Origin of the sequence: Mordavella massiliensis (genome assembly GCF_016901695.1) — a bacterium.
GTDB lineage: Bacteria > Bacillota > Clostridia > Lachnospirales > Lachnospiraceae > Claveliimonas > Claveliimonas massiliensis_A.
Map to the genome: position 1 here is coordinate 157,322 of NZ_JACJKS010000003.1, position 18,339 is coordinate 175,660.

An 18,339-nucleotide genomic window follows, 5' to 3' on the forward strand; every position below is an offset into this window, starting at 1 on the left:
AAAAAGAGGACAGAGAGGAAAGAAAGAGATATGAGTAAAGTGGCAGTCATGACAGACAGCAACAGCGGCATCACCCAGAAGGAGGCGCAGCGGCTCGGCATCCGGGTCGTTCCCATGCCGTTCTATATTGACGGGGAGCTGTATTACGAGGATATCACCCTGACGCAGGAGGAGTTTTACGGGCATCTCTCCGGCGAGGCGGATATCTCCACGTCCCAGCCATCCCCCGGGGATGTGATGGAGATCTGGGAGGAGCTCCTTGACACGTACGACGAGGTGGTGCACATCCCCATGTCCAGCGGCCTGTCCAACTCCTGTGAGACGGCCATGGCGCTGGCCCGGGATTTTGACGGGAAAGTGCATGTGGTGAACAACCAGAGGATCTCAGTCACCCAGCGCCAGTCCGTGCTGGATGCGCTTGCACTGGCGGGGCAGGGGCGCACCGGGCAGGAGATCTGCGACATCCTCATGCGGGAGAAGCTGGAGGCCAGCATCTACATTACGGTGGACACACTGAAATACCTGAAGAAGGGAGGGCGCGTGACGCCTGCTGCAGCAGCGCTCGGCACAGTCCTCAACTTAAAGCCGGTCCTCACCATCCAGGGCGAGAAGCTGGATGCCTTCGCGAAGGTGCGGGGCATGAAATCCGCCAAAAAGGTGATGAAGGAAGCCATGAAGAAGGACCTGGACACCCGGTTTGCAGGCAGGAAGGTCCACCTGGAGATCGCCCACACCTGCCCGGAGGAGGAAGCGCAGGCGTGGAAGGAGGAGCTGGAGGCATACTTCCCCGGCTATGACATCCACATGGACGCACTCTCCCTGAGCGTGGCCTGCCACATCGGGCCCGGCGCCCTCGCCGTGGCGTGCAGCCGGCAGGTGGAAGAACTGGAAGACAGGTAAGAGAAGATAAGAGGGCAGAAAAAGGCAGCAGGCCGTCAGACGATGACGACCTGCTGTCTGCATTCGTGGATAAAAGGAGTCCGGAACTTATCCGTTACGACGGATTCATACAGGTTGGCGGCGTAGAGGTCGCTCTCGAACATGCGCCGGGCGCAGCCGGAGAGGGAGGCCCGGGACGGCTTCGTGACAAGGGGGATGGCGCTTGTCTTCTTGAGAAGATTAAGAAGAGGCGCCGCATCCCTGCGAAAGCCGAGCACGCGGGCGTAACCGCAGCCGCCGGCCGCCCGGAAGGCGTCCATGTCCGTCCCCCGGATGCCGAGAAGGATGTGGAGGAGGCAGCGGCTGATGCGAGCGTAGGTCATCTCCTTTGTCTTTAACAGGGAGCAGAACTGCGCAAAGGAGAGGTATCCGTTAAGCCGGCCCGCGATCCGGTTCGCCAGGTCCTCTGTGACGTCCGCGAAGGAGGCCAGGCCGGCGGCGCTCTCTGTAAGGAGTCGGTATTTGAGAAGAAGGGAAAAGTCGTCCGCATACACGGGATAGCGGGAACCGTACGACTCCGCAAGGATCCGCGCTGACGGGGCGGGAACCTGATCCCGGAGGGCCGCGGGAAGGCCGTCCTTGCCGGCCTCCAGGATCAGGCGGCGGATGGCGGTGGCGGAACTGTAGGATGGATCCGGCGCCTGGTCGTGATACCCGCTCCCCTCCCGGCGGACAGTTGCCGGCTCAAGCCGGCTGCCCCGGCGCAGGATGGCCCGGATGTACTCCACCCCCAGGATGTTGTTCGGCTCCTCCATGACAGCTCCGGCGTCCGCGCTGCCTGCGCAGGATACCAGGGCCTCCTGCCTGGCCCGGGGGAAGGAGAGCCCGCGGCTAAGAGCGGCTTTCAAGGCGGCCCGGAAGTCTTCCGGCTCCTCCTCCAGGATGCGGGCGGCCCGGGAGAGGGAAGGCAGATCCCCGCACTCGCTCCCAAAGCAGAGGCTGTCCACGCAGCCGAGCTGGTCTAAGACAGATACGGCGCCGGAGGCGAAATACTCCGCGCTCCCGCAGGCGCACCAGACGGGAAGCTCCAGCACAAGGGAGACGCCGGCTTCCAGCGCCATGGCGGCCCGCAGGTGCTTGGGCAGGAGGGCGGGAGCCCCCCGCTGGACGAAGTCCCCGCTCATGACGGCGATCACCGCGTCCGCCCCGGTCTGTTCTTTTGCCTTCCCGATATGGTACAGATGTCCCCTGTGAAACGGGTTGTACTCTGCGATCACTCCGACAATTTTCATGGAAATCTCCTTGTATATCTTTTTGAAATTGATTATACTATATGAGGACATTTACGGCAACTGCGGGAAGATCCGGGATTTTCCCGCACATGGACAACAGGCGGAAGGAGGATACATATGGAGAACCGGGACAGGAATGAAGAGCTTGCATATGAGACGGAAGAGAAGGAAAAGCTGACGGAAGAACGTATCCTCCAGATGCTGGACGAGAGAAAATACAAGGAGCTCAAAGAAGAGCTGGAGAACATGTATCCGGTGGATCTGGCGGAACTGATGGAGGATTTCTCCCAGAAGCAGCTCGTCATGGTATTCCGTCTCCTGGCGAAGGAGGAGGCGGCTGAGACCTTCACCGAGATGGACAGCGACATGCGGGAGATGCTGATCGGCGGCCTGACGGACTCGGAGCTGGAGGAAGTCATGGAGGAGATGTATCTGGACGATACGGTGGACGTGCTGGAGGAGATGCCGGCCAACGTAGTGGACCGTCTTCTCATGGCGACGGACGAGGAGACGCGCCAGCAGATCAACCAGTTGCTCCAGTACCCGGAGGACAGCGCCGGAAGCGTCATGAACGTGGACTACATCGCCCTGCGAAGGGAGATGACGGTGGCGGATTCCATCCTGAAGATCCGGCAGGTCGGACTCAACAAGGAGACCATCTACACCTGCTACGTGACGGAGAAGCGCAAGCTCATCGGCATGGTGGATGTAAAGGAGCTCCTCACAACAGGTGAATCCAGAACCATCGAAGAGATCATGGACACCAACGTGCTCTATGCCCACACGACGGACGACCAGGAGGAAGTGGCCCAGATCATCAACAAGTACGGTCTGATCGCCCTCCCCATCGTGGACCACGAGATGTGCATGGTGGGTATTGTCACCGTAGACGACGCCATGGACGTCCTGCAGGAGGAGACGACGGAGGATATCAGCATCATGGCCGGCGTAAACCCCAGCGACGACTCCTACTTTGAGACTACGGTGGTGGAGCACGTCAAAAGCCGTCTTCCCTGGCTTCTGTTCCTCATGCTCTCCGCCACGGTGACCCAGATGATCATGAACCACTATGAGAGCGCGCTGGCCGTCATGCCGCAGCTTGCCGGGTTCATCCCCATGCTGACCGGCACGGGCGGAAACTGCGGCTCCCAGAGTTCCACCCTGGTGATCCGCGGACTTTCAGTGGGGGAGATCGAGTTCGGCGACCTGTTCCGGGTGATCTTTAAGGAGATCCGGGTGGCGGTCCTGATCAGCCTGATCCTGTCTGTTGTGAACGGGATCCGCATCCTTGTCATGGGACAGGGGGATGTGCTGGTGGCCCTCACCATCGGGCTTACCATGGCCTGCACCATCGTGATCGCCAAGGTGGTGGGCTGCACCCTGCCCCTGGTGGCGGAGAAGATCGGCCTGGACCCGGCCATCATGGCCACGCCGCTCATCTCCACGCTGGTGGATATCAGCACGATCAGCGTCTATTTCGCCATCGTCAGCGCCGTGTTTGCGCTCTGATCCGGCCGGCTTTGCCTGATAAAAATTTGACAGGAATTGTACGCCAAAAGAGACATCAGATTGCCAAAAGAACCCTTGTTTGCAGGGGTTCTTTGTATTATAATGAAAACAGTGAGAAAAAATGGAAAGGAGTCTTTCAGTCATGGGATTTATAGATGAGATGAAAGCAAAAGCAAGAGCAGACAAAAAGACGATCGTTCTCCCGGAGTCCGAGGACGAGCGCACCTACAAAGCCGCTGAGACGGTGCTCAGGGAAGGGATCGCCAACGTGGTCATCGTCGGCAGCGAGGAGGAAGTCGCAAAGAATAAGGGCAGCTACGACATCAGCGGCGCCCGGATTGTGGATCCCGCCACGAGCGACAGGACAGCCGCCTATATCGACAAGCTCGTGGAGCTCCGCCAGAAGAAGGGGATGACGCCGGAGCAGGCGCGTGAGATCCTTCTTACCAATTACCTGTACTACGGCGTTATGATGGTCAAGATGAAGGATGCGGACGGCATGGTTTCCGGCGCCTGCCACTCCACAGCGGACACGCTGCGCCCCTGCCTCCAGATCCTCAAGACAAAGCCTGGCACAAAGCTCGTATCCGCTTTCTTTGTGATGTGCGTTCCGGACTGCGAGTACGGTGAGAAGGGCGTGTTCGTGTTTGCGGACTGCGGCCTGAACCAGAATCCCACATCCGAAGAGCTGGCGGCTATCGCAGAGTCTTCCGCCCAGTCCTTTAAGATGCTGGTCGGCGCGGAGCCGAAGGTTGCCATGCTCAGCCACTCCTCCAAGGGAAGCGCCAAGCACGCGGATGTGGACAAGGTGACAGAGGCTGTCCGGATCGCAAGGGAAGCGGCCCCGGACCTGATGCTGGATGGGGAGCTGCAGCTTGACGCGGCCATCGTTCCCAGCGTGGGAGAGTCCAAGGCTCCCGGAAGCCCGGTGGCAGGCCATGCGAACGTGCTCGTGTTCCCGGATCTCGACGCCGGCAACATCGGCTACAAGCTTGTGCAGAGACTTGCGAAGGCGGAGGCGTACGGCCCGATGACACAGGGCATCGCCGCTCCTGTCAACGACCTGTCCAGAGGCTGCTCCGCGGAGGACATCGTGGGCGTGGTAGCCATCACGGCAGTGCAGGCGCAGAACCAGTAAGGATGAGAGAATAGCATACGGAAAATCCGGAGGAGATTGAGAAAATGAATGTATTAGTAGTAAACTGTGGAAGTTCATCCCTGAAATTCCAGTTGATCAATTACGATAACAGAGACGTGATGGCAAAGGGCATCTGCGAGCGCATCGGCATCGACGGACGCCTTGTGTATGAGCCCAAGGGAGGGGAAAAGGAAGTGACCGAGGCCGCCATGCCGGATCACACAACCGCGATCCAGATGGTGCTGGACGCCCTTGTCAATGAGAAGACGGGCGTCATCGGATCCCTGGAGGAGATCGACGCCATCGGCCACCGCGTCCTTCACGGCGGCATGAAGATCACCAACTCCGTCATCATCGACGACGAGGTCATCAAGGTGATCGAGGAGTGCGCGGACTTAGGACCGCTCCACAACCCGGCCAACCTGATGGGCATCAATGCCTGCATGAAGCTCATGCCCGGCGTTCCCAACGTGGCTGTATTTGACACGGCGTTCCATCAGACCATGCCCCCGAAGGCATATATGTACGGGATCCCGAAGGAGTACTATGAGAAGTACGCGATCCGCAAGTACGGCTTCCACGGCACATCCCACAAGTACGTTTCCGCCCGCACGGCGGCTTTCCTCGGAAAGGACATCAGGGATCTGAAGATCATCGTATGCCACATGGGCAACGGCGCGTCCCTGTCCGCTGTAAAGAACGGCAAATGCGTGGATACATCCATGGGACTTACACCACTTGAGGGCGTGATCATGGGCACCCGCTCCGGCGATATCGATCCCGCCTTTGTGGAGTACCTCTGCAACAAAGAGAACCTGACTGTGTCTGAGGTGCTGAACATCCTCAACAAGAAGTCCGGCATGCTCGGCATGACAGGAATCTCCAGCGACTACCGCGATGTGTCCGCGGCTGCGGAGGCAGGCAACCAGGATGCCATCAACTGCCTGGAGGCGTATGCATACCGCATCGTCAAGTACATCGGCTCCTACATTGCAGCCATGGGCGGCGTGGACGTGATCACCTTTACCGCAGGACTCGGCGAGAACGCCATCCCGCTGCGCAAGGAGATCTGCGAGGCGTTCGGATTCATGGGTCTTCAGTTCGACGATGAGGCCAACAACTGCCGCGGCAAAGAGGTCATCATCACGAAACCGGAATCCAGCATCATGGCATGCGTGATCCCGACAAACGAGGAGATTGCCATCTGCGAAGAAACTGTAGAACTGGTAAAGAAAAATCTTGACAAATAGTGACTGAAAAGATATACTTTATAAAGTGTGGTTAGGAGAGCGTTATGCTGATAGAACTGACGAAGGTTTTGGAACAGGATGACAAGGTCATCCGCCAGGAAGCGCACCTTGAGCAGGATACGATCCGGGTGGCCGGAAAGGATTACAGGCTCAGCGAACTGGAGCCGGCTCTGTTTGAGATCACCAATCTCGGGAAGAAGCAGGTGCAGGTGAAGGGGAGCGCGAAGATAAAGACCGTCGTCCCATGCGACAGATGTCTGGAGGACGTGGAGCAGATATTCGATCTGTCCTTTGAGAGGGAGATCGACATGAAGCTTGACGAGGAAGAGCGAAGACAGTCCGAGGAAGAGTACAACTTCATGGACGGGACATGCCTTGACACAGACGTACTGGTGCAAAACGAACTCCTGGTCAACTGGCCAATTCGGGTGCTGTGCAGGGAAGACTGCAAAGGGCTGTGCAGCATTTGTGGTGCTAATCTCAATCATGGTGAATGTGGCTGTGACAGAGAGGTATTAGACCCGCGGATGGCAGCCTTTCAGGATATATTCAGCAAGTTTAAGGAGGTGTAAAGTATGTCCATCTGTCCAAAGAATAAAACATCCAAAGCCAGAAGAGATAAAAGAAGAGCAAACTGGAAAATGAGCGCACCAAATCTGGTAAAGTGCAGCAAGTGCGGTGAGCTGATGATGCCCCACAGGGTATGCAAATCCTGCGGCTCCTACAACAAGAGGGAGATCATCGCTCAGGACTAATTGAATTGACAAAACGAGATGGAGGAGATCAGCTATGGTCTCCTTCATTTTACTAGGAAGAAAAGGGGGAACCAGTATGGTCAGAAAATACCGGCTGACAAAGAAGATAGAAGAGGAGATGGCGCAGGAGATCTTAAAAGAGGTACAGCAGCTTGAGAATGTAAAGAGCGCTTCCTTCTCAGAGGACCTGTCTCAGCTTGCGATCGGCACAGAGGATAACGAGTACGGCGCGGTCATGAACCGGACTGTAAACATCTGCCGCAGGATCGGCGGGGGCTGCGACCTGAGTTTTGACGGATTTGTGGTTGAAGAGTAATCCGGAGGGTCCCGCAGTGCGGGATCTTCCTTTTTTGATTGCAAAATGTTATAGTATGAGTTATACTAATAACAAAAGAGAGAGTTCCGCTTCGCGGAAATACAGACAAGGCGGGAGGGACAGCCATGGCTGCAGATCATCTGTCTGAAAAAATGAAAAACGTCATCTGGCCGGAATTTCGCGCGCATTTCAGGAGCGCGGCGAGCGCGGCCTCATACTGGAGCGATCTGTGTGAGTTTGCGCAGATCACGGGGGCGGACCTGACGCAGGCGCGTGAGCAGGATGTGCAGGCATACTACCGGATCATGACAGAGAGGTGCGAAGGAGGGGAGATCCAACAGGGGACGCTCGCCAAGAAGTTCCGGGAACTGCATTCCCTGGCTGATTTCATGTGCAGGAGGACGGACGCATACGGGCTGCCTTCCTCGTTCCAGGACTTATTTTACCCGTATCTGCCCGGTCTGGCCGGCCAGGACAGATACGCGGATGTGGCGCCGGTGGAGGAGATTGACCGGCTGCTTGAAGCGGCGCAGGGCGACCGCCAGGCATACACGGTCATCACGCTCCTCTACCGGGTGGGCCTTTCCTCCACCGAGATCTGTGCCCTGAAGCGGGAGGATATCGGGCTGTATGAGAACGGCGCCTATCTTGCGCCGGAAGGAAGGCAGGAGGGGGTCTATGTGCCGGAGGACGCACTGCAGGTGCTGGAGAGCTATCTGGAGGGCGCCGGGGAGCACCCGACCCTTTTTTACAACCGGCGGGGCGATCCGCTCAATCCCATGTACATATCCAGGATGCTGCGCAGATACAGTGAACTTGCCGGCATTCCCCCCTGCAGCGCCAGAAAGCTGCGAAGCGCCTGCGCTTACAACCTCTTTTCCTACGAGGCGGGCGCCCGGCAGGTAGCCGCGCATATGGGGATCACGAAGACCCATGTAAACCGGTACAGGAAGAAGGCATACAAGGAGCAGCTATCGAGAGCCGCAGGACGCCTTGTCAGGATCCGCGTGGAGGATCCCTTCGGGCGGGAAGAGCTGTAAGAGTTCACAAAACAAAATATTGATTTTTGAAGTAATGTTTAGTAGAATAATCTCTAGTAGTGATGGAGGAAAGAGATTATGGCAGAACTTACGAAGATTGCGCTGGATGCCATGGGCGGCGACAACGCCCCTGTGGAGATGGTCAAAGGCGCGGTTGACGCTGTCTCCAGGGAGAAGAACATCAAGGTGTTCCTCGTGGGACAGGAGGAAGTTGTCAAAAGAGAACTTAAGAACTACACCTACGATGCAGAGCGCCTCGAGGTGGTAAATGCCACGGAGGTCATTGAGACGGCGGAGCCGCCGGTCAACGCCATCCGCAGGAAGAAGGACTCATCCATCGTGGTGGGCATGAAGATGGTCCGCGCAGGCGAGGCGGACGCCTTCGTATCAGCCGGAAGCTCCGGGGCTGTCCTCGTGGGCGGCCAGACGATCGTGGGCAGGATCAAAGGGGTGGAGAGGCCGCCTCTCGCGCCGCTCATCCCCACAGAGAAAGGCGTGTCCCTTCTGATCGACTGCGGCGCCAATGTGGACGCAAGGCCGTCCCATCTGGTGCAGTTCGCGAAGATGGGGTCCATTTACATGGAGCACGTGATGGGCGTGAAGAACCCGAAGGTGGCGATCGTGAATATCGGCGCCGAGGAGGAGAAGGGCAATGCCCTTGTCAAGGAGACGTTCCCGCTTTTGAAGGCGGAGAAGGGGATCAATTTCACCGGCAGCATTGAGGCCAGGGAGATTCCCCACGGCCAGGCGGATGTCATCGTGTGCGAGGCGTTTGCGGGCAATATCATCCTGAAGCTCTTCGAGGGTGTGGGCGCTGTCCTGATCAGCAAGGTGAAGCAGGGCATGATGAGCAGCCTGCGCAGCAAGATCGGGGCGCTTCTCGTGAAGCCGGCCCTGAAGGAGACGCTGAAGAGCTTTGACACGAGCGAGCACGGAGGCGCGCCGCTTCTGGGGCTTCGGGGGCTTGTCGTGAAGACGCATGGAAGTTCCAAGGCCAGGGAGGTATCCAATTCCATCCTCCAGTGCCTGACCTTCCGGGAACAGAGGATCAATGAGAAGATCCAGGAGTGTATTCAGGCGGACTTGTCCGATGAATAGATAGAAAGCAAGAAAAAGGAGATGAAGGAATGGAATTTGAAAAACTGCAGGAAATTATAGCTGACGTTCTCAATGTGAACGCAGACGAGGTCACGATGGAGACAAAATTTGTGGACGATCTCGGGGCGGACTCGCTGGATATCTTCCAGATCATCATGGGAATCGAGGAGGCCTTCGATATAGAGATCGACAATGATGACGCGGAGAAGATCGTAACAGTAGGCGACGCCGTGGAGCAGATCAAAAACGCAACAAACTAGGCAGAAAGGAGAAAAAGCCCGGGTGCGGGCTTTTTCTTTTATGAGGTATACAATGAGTCGAAAGCTGAGTGAACTGGAGAGGGAGATCCGGTATTCCTTCCGGGACCGGGCGCTCCTTGAGCGTGCTATGATGCACAGCTCCTATGTGAATGAAAAGCACCTTCCCAAGTATGCGTGCAACGAGAGACTGGAATTTCTGGGCGACGCGGTGCTGGAACTGGTGTCCAGTGAGTTCCTGTTCCATGAGGATGAAAAGATGCCGGAGGGGGAGCTGACAAAGACGAGGGCGAGCATGGTGTGCGAGCCGGCGCTTGCGTACTGCGCCAGATCGATCTGCCTGGGCGACTATCTCCTGCTTGGAAAGGGAGAGGATATGACAGGGGGACGGAAGAGGGATTCCGTCACATCCGACGCCATGGAGGCGCTGATCGGTGCTATTTATCTGGATGGTGGTTTTGCTAGTGCAAAAGAGTTTGTCCTCGGGTTTGTCTTGAATGACCTGGAGCACAAGAAGCTCTTTTATGATAGCAAGACTATCCTGCAGGAGATCGTGCAGGCAGAATTTGAACAGCCGGTCGTCTATGAACTTACCGGGGAGGAGGGCCCGGACCACGACAAGACCTTCCATGTGGCCGTCCATATAGGGGAGAAGGCATACGGATCCGGGAGCGGGAGGACGAAGAAGGCGGCAGAGCAGGACGCCGCCTACCGGACGATCCTCCTCCTTCGCGAAAAAGAAGATAAAGCAGGTGACACATGTATTTAAAGAGTATCGAGATACAGGGATTCAAGTCCTTTGCAAACAAGATCGTATTCGATTTTCATAACGGGATCACGGGCATCGTCGGACCGAACGGAAGCGGAAAGAGCAACGTGGCGGACGCCGTGCGCTGGGTTCTGGGCGAGCAGCGGGTCAAGCAGCTCCGGGGCGGCAGCATGCAGGACGTCATCTTTTCCGGCACGGAGAGCCGGCGCCCCCTGAGCTACGCTTCTGTGGCCATCACGCTGGACAACTCGGACCGCCAGCTTGCGGTGGATTACGGGGAAGTGACCGTGACAAGGAAGCTCTACCGTTCCGGCGAGAGTGAGTATCTGCTGAATGGAAGTGCCTGCAGGCTCAAGGATATCAACGAGCTTTTCTATGACACCGGAATCGGAAAGGAAGGATACTCCATCATCGGCCAGGGGCAGATCGACCGGATCTTAAGCGGCAAGCCGGAGGAGCGCAGGGAGCTTTTTGACGAGGCGGCCGGCATTGTGAAGTTTAAGCGGCGCAAGAGCATGTCCGTAAAGAAACTGGAGGACGAGAGGCAGAATCTGCTGCGTGTCAACGACATCCTGGCCGAGCTGGAGAGGCAGTTGGGGCCGCTGAAGAAGCAGGCGGAGACAGCCAGGGAATATTTAAATAAGAAGGAGCGGCTGCGGACCTTCGACATCAATATGTTCCTTCTGGAGACCGAGCGGCTGAAGGAGCAGATCCGGGACGCGGAGGAGAAACTTACCGGCGCGAAGGCTGAGATGGAGGAGGCGGACGCCTCCTACAGCGCGATGAAGGAGGAGTACGAGTCCATCGAGGAGCAGATGGATGAGATCGATGACGCGATCGAGCGGGCGAAGAGCCAGCGCAGCGAGACGAACCTTCTGAAACAGCAGTTGGAGAACCAGATCGAGCTTCTGAAGGAGCAGATCAACAGCGCCCGCATGACGGACGAGCACTTCGGTCAGCGGTGGCAGGCCATCGAGCAGGAGATCGCGCAGAGAAAAGAAAATCTTGCTCAGTTCGGGAAGGAGAAGGATGAGCTGGAAGGCGGCCTGCGGGAGAAGATACAGGCGCGGGAAGAGGCGGCTGCGCGCCTTGTGGAGGTGCAGAGCCGCATCGCCTCCCTGACAGACCAGATTGAGAAGAACAAAAACGACATCATCGAGATCTTGAACAACCGGGCTTCCACCCAGGCAAAGATCCAGCGGTACGACACCATGATGGAGCAGATCCAGGTCCGCCGCTCCCAGATGAACCAGCGGCTGATCAAGGCGCAGAGCGAGGCCCAGGAGGAGCAGGAGCACCAGGAGGAACACCGGGCGAAGCTGGAGGAGATCTCTGCCTCGATCCGGGAACTGACGGAGGAGAACAGCCGCTTTGAGGAGAAGATCGAAGCGCTCCAGAAAGAGCTTGCCGGGAAGACGGAACAGTTGCGGGTAGGGCAGAGTGCCTACCACAGGGAGGCGTCCCGGCTGGAGTCACTCAAGAACATCACAGAGCGGTACGACGGGTACGGCGGCAGCATCCGCCGCGTCATGGAGCAGAAAGAAAAGGAAAAAGGCATCCTCGGCGTGGTGGCGGACATCATCAAGGTGGACAAGGCCTATGAGGTGGCGATCGAGACGGCGCTGGGCGGCAGCATCCAGAATATTGTCACAGATACCGAGGAGACGGCCAAGCGCATGATCGATTTCCTGAAGCGGAACCGGTACGGGCGCGCCACTTTTCTCCCCCTCACCGGCATCACGGGGGGCAAAGGCCCGGCCAGACCGGAAGCGCTGCGGGAAAAAGGCGTGGTCGGACTGGCCAGCACGCTCGTGCGGGCGGACGAAAAGTACAAGGGCCTGGCGGAGAACCTGCTCGGCAGGACGATTGTTGTGGACCACATCGACAACGGGATCGCCATCGCGAGGAAATACAGGCAGACGCTGCGTCTTGTGACCCTGGAAGGGGAGCTGCTCAACCCGGGCGGTTCCATGACCGGCGGCGCCTTCAAAAACTCCAGCAATCTTCTCAGCAGAAGGCGGGAGATCGAGGAGTTTGAGAAGACTGTCCGCTGCCTGAAGCAGGAGATGGAAAAAACAGAGCAGGAAGCTGACGCGCTCCGCCAGGAGCGCTCCGCCTGCTATGAGGCGATCGACGGGATCCAGCAGAAGTTGCAGAAGGCATATGTTGTCCAGAACACGGCGAAGATGAATCTTGACCAGGCAAAGGAGAGGATCCGCCTTTCCCTGGAGACGACAGAGGCCATCCGGAAGGAAAACCAGGAGCTGGACCAGCAGATCACGGATATCAGCAACAACCAGGAGTCCATTACAGTGGAGCTGGATACATCCACCGCCCTGGAGCAGGAGATAGCCAGGAACTCCGAGGAGGCGCAGGCGCTCCTGGAGAAGGAGAAGGCGGCGGAGGCCGGGTGCCAGAAGGCCTCGGAGGAGGCCCAGCTTGCCTGCGCGGGACTTGAGCAGAAGCAGGCGTTCCTTCTCGAGAACGAGGAGCGTATCAGAGAGGAGATCGCCAAATTCGAGGAGGAGATGGCCGGCCTTGACGCCAGCAAGGAGGATGCTTCCAGAGAGATCCAGGAGAAGGAAGAGCAGATCGGGAAGATCCGCCTGACGATCGAGGATTCCCGGGAGGTGTTCGCGGAGATCGAGGAGCAGATCCGGGAGGGGACGCAGAAGAAAGAGGAGCTGGGAAGGCAGCACAAGGCGTTCCTCGGCAAGCGGGAGGAGCTTTCCCGCCACATGGCCGATCTGGACAAGGAGATCTTCCGCCTGGAGAGCCGGAAGGAGAGCTGTGAGGAAGCCTCGGAGAAGCAGATCAACTACATGTGGGAGGAGTACGAGATCACGTACAGCCACGCCCTTGAACTGCGGGATAAGAACCTGACGGATCTTGCCTATATGAGAAAGCAGATCCAGACCCTCAAAAATGAGATCCGGGGACTCGGCTCTGTCAACGTCAATGCGATCGACGATTATAAAGAAGTCTCGGAGCGCTACGAATTCCTGCACGGGCAGCACGCGGATCTCGTGGAGGCGGAAGCCACCCTTGAGAAGATCATCGCGGAGCTGGATGAGGCCATGCGCCGGCAGTTCACAGAGCAGTTCGGCAGGATAGCGGCCGAGTTTGACAAGGTGTTCAAGGAGCTCTTCGGCGGCGGGAAGGGCACGCTGGAACTGATGGAAGACGAGGATATCCTGGAGGCCGGCATCCGCATTATCGCGCAGCCGCCGGGCAAGAAGCTGCAGAACATGATGCAGCTCTCGGGAGGAGAGAAGGCGCTGACGGCCATTTCCCTTCTGTTTGCCATCCAGAACCTGAAGCCGTCCCCCTTCTGTCTTCTCGATGAGATCGAGGCGGCGCTGGATGATTCCAATGTGACCCGGTTTGCCCAGTACCTGCACAAACTGACAAAGAATACGCAGTTTATCGTGATCACCCACAGGCGCGGCACCATGACGGCAGCCGACCGCCTGTACGGCATCACCATGCAGGAGAAGGGCGTATCCACGATGGTGTCTGTCAGCCTGCTGGAACATGAACTGGACGAGATGGAAAAGCAGCACACGGCCGGATAGGAGGAGAATGATGGCAGAGGAAAAAGGTTTTTTTAAAAGACTTGTATCGGGACTTACAAAGACCCGGGATAATATCGTGTCCGGCATGGACAGCATTTTTCACGGGTTCAGCAACATAGATGAGGACTTCTACGAGGAACTTGAAGAAGTCCTGATCATGGGAGACTTAGGCGTGCAGGCGACGGAGGAGATCCTTGACGACCTGCGCGGCAAGGTGAAGGAGAGACATATCAAGGAGCCGGCTGACTGCCGGCAGATCCTGATCGACAGCATCAAGGAGCAGATGGATGTGGGCGAGACGGCCTACGAGTTCGAGGACAGGACTTCCGTCGTGATGGTGGTCGGCGTCAACGGTGTCGGAAAAACGACGACCATCGGGAAACTGGCCGGGAAGCTCCGGGCACAGAACAAGAAAGTCATTCTGGCTGCCGCGGACACCTTCCGGGCGGCTGCGGGCGAGCAGCTTAAGGAGTGGGCGAACCGGGCCCAGGCGGAGCTCATTGGCGGACAGGAGGGATCGGATCCGGCGGCCGTTGTCTACGACGCGGTCCAGGCCGCGAAGGCGCGGCATGCGGATGTGCTCCTCTGCGATACGGCCGGGCGGCTCCACAACAAGAAGAACCTGATGGAAGAGCTGCGCAAGATGAACCGCATCATTGACAGGGAGTACCCGGAGGCTTTCCGCGAGACGCTGGTGGTCCTGGATGCAACCACCGGGCAGAACGCCCTGCAGCAGGCGAAGGAATTCAAAGATGTGGCTGACATCACGGGCATCATCCTGACCAAGATGGACGGGACCGCCAAGGGCGGCATCGCGGTGGCGATCCAGGCCGAGCTTGGGATCCCGGTGAAGTACATCGGCGTGGGAGAGACGATCGAGGATCTGCAGAAATTCGACGCGGATACGTTTGTGGACGCGCTTTTTGCAGTTCCGGAAGAAAAAGAATAGAAAGAGAGGCAGAAGACATGATGGAGAAACTGACGCTGGAACATTTTGAAGAGGCAAGCGAACTGGTGAAGAGAGTAACACTCCCTACAGATCTCATGTACAGTGAGTATTTCAGTTCACAGACGGGCTGCAAAGTGTATCTCAAACCGGAGAACATGCAGTATACAGGCGCTTACAAGATCCGGGGCGCGTACTACAAGATCAGCACCCTCACGGACGAGGAGCGCGAGAGGGGCCTCATCACAGCTTCTGCCGGCAACCATGCCCAGGGCGTGGCGTTCGCGGCGCAGAAGTTCGGCTGCAGGGCAACGATCGTCATGCCGACGGTCACGCCTCTTATCAAGGTGAACCGGACAAAGAGCTACGGCGCGGAGGTAGTCCTTCACGGGGATGTGTATGACGATGCCTGCGCTTACGCGATGGAGCTAGCCAAGGAGCAGGGCCTCACCTTTGTACATCCCTTTAATGACCTGGAGGTGGCGACCGGACAGGGGACGATCGCTATGGAGATCGTGCAGGAACTGCCCACGGTGGACTACATTCTGGCGCCCATCGGCGGGGGCGGCCTGATCACAGGCGTCGCAACCCTTGCGAAAATGCTCAACCCGAAGATCAAAGTCATCGGCGTGGAGCCCGCCGCAGCTGCCAGCATGAAGGCGGCCCTGGAGGCAGGCGAGCCTGTCACGCTTCCAAGCGCCAACACCATCGCCGACGGCACGGCCGTAAAACGGGTGGGAGATAAGGTGTTCCCCTATGTGCAGGAGAATGTGGACGACATCATCACGGTGGAGGATGACGACCTTGTGGGCGTCTTCCTTGATATGGTGGAGAACCACAAGATGATCGTGGAAAATTCCGGTCTCCTCACAGTGGCGGCCCTCAAGCAGCTGGATGTGAAGAACAAGAAGATCGTCTGCATCCTGAGCGGCGGCAATATGGACGTGATCACCATGTCCTCCGTTGTGCAGCACGGCCTGATCCAGAGGGACAGGATCTTCTCCCTGTCTGTCCTTCTGCCGGACAAGCCGGGCGAGCTTGTGCGGGTGGCGAGCGCTGTGGCCAATGCCCAGGGCAATGTCATCAAGCTGGAGCACAACCAGTTTGTCAGCATCAACCGCAACGCGGCCGTGGAGCTGCGCATCACGCTGGAGGCTTTTGGAACCGAGCACAAACACCAGATCATGGCGGCTCTGGAGAAAGAGGGATACAAGCCAAGGGAGATCGGCGCCAAGCTGTATTAAAAAGAGAAGCTGCAAAACATACACAGGCCATACTGCAGAAGAGGAGATCCTGCTTTTGCAGTATGGTTTTTTTTGTTCTATATTTTGGTTGACACGAGTTGTATAATTGTATACAATTATACAAGAGCTCCGGGCAGCGGGACGCGCACGGACGGGGTATTGGATTTAAAGGAGAGATGAGACATGCAGGACAGGAAGGTGTACCTTGACAAACATACCAATCTGCTTCAGCTTGAGGAGCACATGTATCCTCTGGCGGATGTAAAGGAGCCAAACGTATTCAGGAATCTGTTTCACTATGACGAGATACCGAAGATCGCGTTCAACGACAGGATCGTGCCCCACAGCATGCCGGACGAGATCTGGATCACGGACACGACATTCCGCGACGGACAGCAGTCACGGGCTCCCTACAGCACAGAGCAGATCGTGGATATCTATGATTATATGCACAGGCTGGGGGGACCGAACGGGAAGATCCGGCAGTGCGAGTTCTTCCTGTACAGCAAAAAGGACCGGGACGCCGTGTACCGGTGCATGGAGAAGGGGTATTCGTTTCCGGAGATCACGAGCTGGATCCGCGCCAGCAAGAAGGATTTTGAGCTGGTGAAGGAGATCGGGATGAAGGAGACCGGCATTCTGGTCAGTTGCTCGGACTATCATATTTTTTATAAGCTGAAGATGACAAGGCGCCAGGCGCTGGAGCACTATCTGTCTGTGATCCGGGAGTGCCTGGAGACAGGGGTCAGCCCGAGATGCCATCTGGAGGACATCACCAGGTCGGATATTTACGGGTTCGTCATCCCCTTCTGCCTGGAACTTATGAACCTGATGAAGGAGTATCAGATCCCGGTGAAGATCCGCGTCTGCGACACGATGGGGTACGGGGTCAATTATCCGGGCGCCGTGATCCCGCGCTCGATCCCCGGCATCATCTACGGCCTGCGGGTGCACGCGGGCGTGCCGAGCGAGCTCATTGAATTTCACGGGCACAACGATTTTTACAAGGCGGTCAGCAATTCCACCACGGCCTGGCTCTACGGCGCAAGCGGCGTGAACTGCTCCCTGTTCGGCATCGGCGAGAGGACCGGGAACACGCCGCTGGAGGCCATGGTGTTTGAGTACGCGCAGCTGCGGGGCACGCTGGACGGCATGGACACGACGGTGATCACGGAACTGGCGGACTACTATGAGAGGGAGATCGGGTACCACATCCCCGAGAGGACGCCGTTTGTGGGGCGTAATTTCAATGTGACCCGTGCAGGCATCCACGCGGACGGCCTGTTAAAGAACGAGGAGATCTATAATATTTTTGACACGGACAAATTCCTGAAAAGGCCGCCGCTCGTGGCGGTGTCCAACACGTCGGGGCTGGCAGGCATTGCCCACTGGATCAACACCTACTTCCATCTGCCGGAGGCAAGGCAGGTGGACAAGAACTCCGAGCTTGTGGCCATGGTCAAGGCCTGGGTGGATGAGGAATACGAGAGCGGCCGCGTCACGGTGCTCACAGACGGGGAGCTTTTGAAAGTCATAGACGACGCGTGCGGCCGGCTCGGCATTTCCCTGACAGCGCAGGAGGTCTGAGAAATGGAAGAGTATCAGGATAATTCCCTGCGGGGAAAAGTGTTCCGCCGGCTCAGGGAAGATATTTTGTCCGGCGTGTACAAGGAGCATGACGAGCTGCGCGAGACCACCATCGGCGAGGAACTCGGCGTCAGCAGGACGCCGGTCCGGGAGGCGCTGCGGCAACTGGAACTGGAAGGCCTTGTCTCCATCATCCCGAACAAGGGGGCCTATGTGACGGGGATCTCGTCCAAGGATGTGCAGGATATCTACAAGATACGCTCCATGCTGGAGGGGCTGTGCGCAAGGTGGGCCACGCGGTATATCACGAAGGAGCAGATCGGGGAGCTGGAGGAAGCGATCCTTCTGGCGGAGTTTCATCTGCAGAAAACAGGGGACCGGGATGTGGCTGAAAAGGCGCAGCAGGTGTCGGAGCTGGACGGGAAATTCCATCAGGTCCTGTATCACGCCTCAAACAGCCGTATACTGGAGCATGTGCTGTCGGATTTTCACAAGTATGTCAAGATGGCGCGGACCATGTCTGTGGAAGAGTCGTCCCGGGCGGAGAAGTCTATTGAGGAGCACCGGGCGATCCTGGACGCGATCCGGAGCAGGGACGAGGATCTGGCCGAGCGGCTGGCCAATGAGCATGTCATGAAGGTGATGAAAAATCTTCACATAGAGGAATAATTTTAGAAAGAAGGA

The 18,339-nt window shown here is 57.5% G+C and carries 17 protein-coding genes; 16 read left to right on the forward strand and 1 reads right to left on the reverse strand.

Annotation, left to right across the window (positions count from 1 at the left end; translation table 11 throughout):
• Window positions 1-30 precede the first annotated feature (30 nt).
• The gene (locus tag H6A20_RS03220; RefSeq protein WP_204905724.1) at window positions 31-900 is read left to right on the forward strand and encodes a DegV family protein; all 870 of its coding nucleotides are present in this window, start codon (window positions 31-33) and stop codon (window positions 898-900) included.
• A gap of 35 nt (window positions 901-935) precedes the next feature.
• Here the strand turns inward: H6A20_RS03220 and H6A20_RS03225 are convergent, their stop codons facing one another.
• Entirely contained in the window at window positions 936-2,171 is a 1,236-nt protein-coding gene (locus H6A20_RS03225) for a nucleotidyltransferase (RefSeq protein ID WP_204905725.1), read from the reverse strand.
• A gap of 117 nt (window positions 2,172-2,288) precedes the next feature.
• Between H6A20_RS03225 and mgtE the strand changes: the two genes are divergently transcribed.
• The 15 genes from mgtE (at window position 2,289) to H6A20_RS03300 (ending at window position 18,324) form a co-directional block, all read left to right on the forward strand.
• Window positions 2,289-3,680, forward strand: coding sequence for a magnesium transporter (gene mgtE / locus H6A20_RS03230; RefSeq protein WP_204905726.1), 1,392 nt, complete (start codon window positions 2,289-2,291; stop codon window positions 3,678-3,680).
• Between the two features lie 121 nt (window positions 3,681-3,801).
• Entirely contained in the window at window positions 3,802-4,818 is a 1,017-nt protein-coding gene (gene pta / locus H6A20_RS03235; protein ID WP_275952114.1) for a phosphate acetyltransferase, read from the forward strand.
• A gap of 44 nt (window positions 4,819-4,862) precedes the next feature.
• Window positions 4,863-6,068, forward strand: a complete 1,206-nt coding sequence (locus tag H6A20_RS03240; protein ID WP_204905728.1) for an acetate kinase — start codon at window positions 4,863-4,865, stop codon at window positions 6,066-6,068.
• 44 nt (window positions 6,069-6,112) lie between these two features.
• Window positions 6,113-6,640, forward strand: a complete 528-nt coding sequence (locus tag H6A20_RS03245) for a YceD family protein (RefSeq protein ID WP_204905729.1) — start codon at window positions 6,113-6,115, stop codon at window positions 6,638-6,640.
• A gap of 3 nt (window positions 6,641-6,643) precedes the next feature.
• On the forward strand, window positions 6,644-6,823 hold the full coding sequence (gene rpmF, locus H6A20_RS03250; protein ID WP_204905730.1) for a 50S ribosomal protein L32: 180 nt from the start codon (window positions 6,644-6,646) through the stop codon (window positions 6,821-6,823).
• Between the two features lie 76 nt (window positions 6,824-6,899).
• The gene (locus H6A20_RS03255; RefSeq protein ID WP_204905731.1) at window positions 6,900-7,139 is read left to right on the forward strand and encodes a hypothetical protein; all 240 of its coding nucleotides are present in this window, start codon (window positions 6,900-6,902) and stop codon (window positions 7,137-7,139) included.
• A gap of 125 nt (window positions 7,140-7,264) precedes the next feature.
• Complete coding sequence (locus H6A20_RS03260; protein WP_204905732.1) at window positions 7,265-8,179, forward strand: tyrosine-type recombinase/integrase; 915 nt, start codon at window positions 7,265-7,267, stop codon at window positions 8,177-8,179.
• A 78-nt stretch (window positions 8,180-8,257) separates the two neighbouring features.
• On the forward strand, window positions 8,258-9,277 hold the full coding sequence (gene plsX / locus H6A20_RS03265; protein WP_204905733.1) for a phosphate acyltransferase PlsX: 1,020 nt from the start codon (window positions 8,258-8,260) through the stop codon (window positions 9,275-9,277).
• 29 nt (window positions 9,278-9,306) lie between these two features.
• On the forward strand, window positions 9,307-9,537 hold the full coding sequence (gene acpP, locus H6A20_RS03270; RefSeq protein ID WP_204905734.1) for an acyl carrier protein: 231 nt from the start codon (window positions 9,307-9,309) through the stop codon (window positions 9,535-9,537).
• Window positions 9,538-9,589: 52 nt separating this feature from the next.
• Window positions 9,590-10,303, forward strand: a complete 714-nt coding sequence (rnc, locus tag H6A20_RS03275) for a ribonuclease III (protein ID WP_204905735.1) — start codon at window positions 9,590-9,592, stop codon at window positions 10,301-10,303.
• The gene (smc, locus tag H6A20_RS03280) at window positions 10,294-13,878 is read left to right on the forward strand and encodes a chromosome segregation protein SMC (RefSeq protein ID WP_204905736.1); all 3,585 of its coding nucleotides are present in this window, start codon (window positions 10,294-10,296) and stop codon (window positions 13,876-13,878) included. Before rnc ends, smc begins: the two co-directional genes overlap by 10 nt.
• 7 nt (window positions 13,879-13,885) lie before the next feature.
• Entirely contained in the window at window positions 13,886-14,827 is a 942-nt protein-coding gene (ftsY, locus tag H6A20_RS03285) for a signal recognition particle-docking protein FtsY (protein WP_204905737.1), read from the forward strand.
• A 17-nt stretch (window positions 14,828-14,844) separates the two neighbouring features.
• A complete protein-coding gene (gene ilvA / locus H6A20_RS03290; protein WP_204905738.1) occupies window positions 14,845-16,068 on the forward strand; it encodes a threonine ammonia-lyase in 1,224 nt (407 codons plus the stop codon).
• Between the two features lie 243 nt (window positions 16,069-16,311).
• Window positions 16,312-17,655, forward strand: coding sequence for a beta/alpha barrel domain-containing protein (locus H6A20_RS03295; protein ID WP_420846586.1), 1,344 nt, complete (start codon window positions 16,312-16,314; stop codon window positions 17,653-17,655).
• A 3-nt stretch (window positions 17,656-17,658) separates the two neighbouring features.
• Entirely contained in the window at window positions 17,659-18,324 is a 666-nt protein-coding gene (locus tag H6A20_RS03300; protein WP_204905740.1) for a GntR family transcriptional regulator, read from the forward strand.
• Window positions 18,325-18,339: the final 15 nt, after the last annotated feature.